At 64.5% G+C, this 2,924-nt stretch carries 3 protein-coding genes; all 3 read right to left on the bottom strand.

What is annotated here, in order from left to right:
• Nucleotides 1-551, bottom strand: a 551-nt coding sequence (locus tag Q0L57_RS10615; protein ID WP_296742263.1) for a glutathione S-transferase family protein, incomplete at its 3' end; no start/stop codon positions are given.
• Nucleotides 552-560: 9 nt separating this feature from the next.
• The gene (locus tag Q0L57_RS10610) at nt 561-2,327 is read right to left on the bottom strand and encodes a 2Fe-2S iron-sulfur cluster-binding protein (protein WP_296742261.1); all 1,767 of its coding nucleotides are present in this window, start codon (nt 2,325-2,327) and stop codon (nt 561-563) included.
• Nucleotides 2,328-2,351: 24 nt separating this feature from the next.
• On the bottom strand, nt 2,352-2,924 hold a 573-nt coding region (locus tag Q0L57_RS10605; protein WP_296742259.1), incomplete at its 5' end, for an aromatic ring-hydroxylating dioxygenase subunit alpha.

Below are 2,924 nucleotides of genomic sequence, written 5' to 3'. Positions count from 1 at the left end.
TAGTCCTGGCGCTGAATACCACCCTCTTCCGACAGCATGATGTAGGGGAAGCAGGCGATGTCGGCGATCGTCGGATGCGCGGCCGAGCAGATCCACTGGCGACCTTCCTGCTCGCCGAACCACAGATGCTCGTCGAGGATGCGGAACAGGCGGTGCGCGCCGGCGCGGGCGGCGTCGATATCGAAATCGTAGAACAGCGCATCGTGCAGGCGGGCCGCCGAGGCCGTTCCGGTGATGCCGTCGGCGAAGGCCAGCCACTGGCTGATCTCGCCGAGCAGCGCCGGATTGTCCCTCGGATACCATTTGCCGGACGGGTCATATTTCGAGGCGAGGTAGACCAGGATCGCCTGGGCGTCGCGCAGGATCAGGCCGTCATCGTCGATGACCGGGAGCTGCCCAAGCGGATTGAGCTTGAGGAACCATTCCGACTTGTGCTCGCGTCCAGGATAGAAGTCGACCGGCACGGTCTTGTGGTCGATGCCGAGGAAGCTCATCAGCAGCCGCAATTTGTAGCAATTGCCCGACAGCTCGTAGTCGTAAAGCGTGATCATAGGTAGCTCCTAGATATCCAGCACGAGGCGGGCCGATTTGGCGCGCGAAACGCAGGTCATGATCCTGGTCCCTGCCTTGCGTTCGGCGTCGTTGAGGTAGACGTCCTGATGGTCGGGCTCGCCCTCGATCACGGTCGCCACGCAGGTGCCGCAGGCGCCCTGCTCGCAGGAGGACGGCACGTCGATGCCGCTCTCACGCATGACCTGCAGGATCGTCTTGCCGGCCGGCACCTGCAGCGTGACGCAGGACCTCGCCAGCGCCACCTCGAAGCTCGACCTGTCGTCGATCTTGTTGGTGTTCTTGAAATATTCGAAATGCACCGCGCTGTCGGGCCAGCCCTGCTCGGCCGCGATCCTGCGCGCCGCCTCCAGCATCGGGCCAGGGCCGCAGATGTAGAGGTGCATGCCGTTCCGGTAGCCCGTGAGCAAGCGCTGGAGCTCGGCACCGGTGGCGTCCGGCGACAGCCCAAGATGCGGCCGCAACGCTTCGCCGAGTAGCTTCAGGCGATCGGCGAATGCGAGATGCTCCTCGCCCTGCGCGAAATAGTGCAGCTCGTGCGTCAGTTCCTGGTTCTTCAACGCCTGCGCCATGGCCAGCAGCGGCGTGATGCCAATGCCGCCGGCAACGAAGATCGTCTTGATCGCGTCGCGGCGCAGCGGGAAGTTGTTGCGTGGCTCGGAGATCGCCAGCACGTCGCCTTCGCGGACGGTTTCGTGCATGCATTTCGAGCCACCCTTCGAATCCCGCTCCAACTTGACGCCGATGACGAAGCTGTCGGTTTCGCCGGGCCCATTGGTGATCGAATATTGGCGGATCTCGCCATTCGGCATATGGACGTCGATATGCGCGCCGGGCTGGAAGGTCGGCAGGATGCCCTTGATCGGCCGCAACTCGAAGCCGGCAATGCCGTCGGCAGCCAGCCATTTCCTTGCCACCGTGACCCGCAACGCCGCCTTGCGGCCATGCGCGGTCAGCTCGGGCATTTCGGCAAGCTCGGCCGACACCCGCTCATAGACCGGTTCGATCGGTGCCGGCGCCGGCGCGTTCGCCACATCGCGCTCGACCTCGTCGCGCAGCTTGGAAAGCCGTTCGTTGTGGTGGTGCAGGATGGCAATGCGCGCGGCGCCATCGGCATCCCGATCGAGCACGCCGCGGATCACCGAGCGGTTGGAGTCGACCGGCTGGACGAAGAAGACGCCAAGCGTCTCGGCGCCGCCGTCGCGCGACCGCAGCGCCGCGGCGAAGTCCTGACAGGCCTCGACGCTGATCTCGGCGCTATCGCCATCGATCACGCCGTTGGGTTGGAAACGATAGGCCTTCAGCTTCTCGGCGACCTTGTCGGCCGGCGCATTGACCGGGATACCGCGGAGCGCAAGCAGCTTGCCCTCGGCCAGGCCGGCGACATCCGGCACCTCGCCCTGCGGCTCTTCAGAGGACCAGACGAGGCCGTAGCGCTCGACCGCCGGGTAGGTGCGATTGGTGATGGTGCGGGCCGGCGCGTCGGCCGGATGCGCCGGGATGTAGGTGCAGCCGGCGGTGCGGTTGGAATAGCGCCAGCCGTGATACTGGCACTTCAGCTCGCGGCCGTCATTGATGCCGATCGACAGCCGCACGCCGCGATGGAGGCAGCGGTTCTCCCAGATGTTGACGTAGCCGTCATCGGCCCGCCAGACGGCAAACTCCCTGCCAAGGAGCTGGCCATGGAAAACATGGCGGAACGGCAGGTCATGGGCAGCGGCGATCGGATGCCACCGGTTTCGGGCTTCTTCCAACATCAATCGTCTCCAAAAATGTCGTGGTCAGGCTGCCGCCGGAATGACCCCGTAGGTCACGCCCTTCTGGCTTAGCCAGCGCCGGTAGGCGATCGCCGACTTGTCGGCCCTGATCGGGGTCTCGGCGCGCGGATCGAGCGGCAGGCGCTTCGGCACCTGGTTTTCGAGGATCGGCTTGTCCTGGCCGAAGATCGTCTGCTGGAAGCGCTTGATCACCTTGTCTTCGCTGTTCTCGTCGAGCACGCAAAGCAGCATGTGCGCGCGGACATGCTCCTGATCGACCGGCTGCAGGAAGATGGCGATCACGTCGCGACGGCTCTCGTCGACCGGGCTCGATTTGTAAAGCACTGAGCAATAGGGATGCGGCACGCGATAGACATAGTCAACATCGGCGCCGCCATCCGAGGTGGTCGACGCCATCGGCTGGAAGAAACGGCAGCGCGTGGCGAGGATCTCATCACGGTCGACCGATATCTCGACGTCGTATTCCTTCACCTCGGTATGCGGTTCGACGCCGAGGATGTCGGTGTGCACGTAAGGAAAGTGGCCCATGTCGAGAAAGTTCTCGATGGCGCGCGGCGCCGAGACGTTGACGCCGAA

The sequence above is a fragment of the Mesorhizobium sp. genome (assembly GCF_024509055.1).
Lineage (GTDB): Bacteria > Pseudomonadota > Alphaproteobacteria > Rhizobiales > Rhizobiaceae > Mesorhizobium.
Note: the sequence above shows the minus strand (reverse complement) of the source record. Positions and strands in the feature narration are given on the sequence as shown.

What these genes read in the sequence shown, in the direction of transcription:
- Q0L57_RS10610 (WP_296742261.1), bottom strand. Translation starts at nt 2,327, where the DNA reads ATGTTGGAAGAAGCCCGAAACCGGTGGCATCCGATCGCCGCTGCCCAT.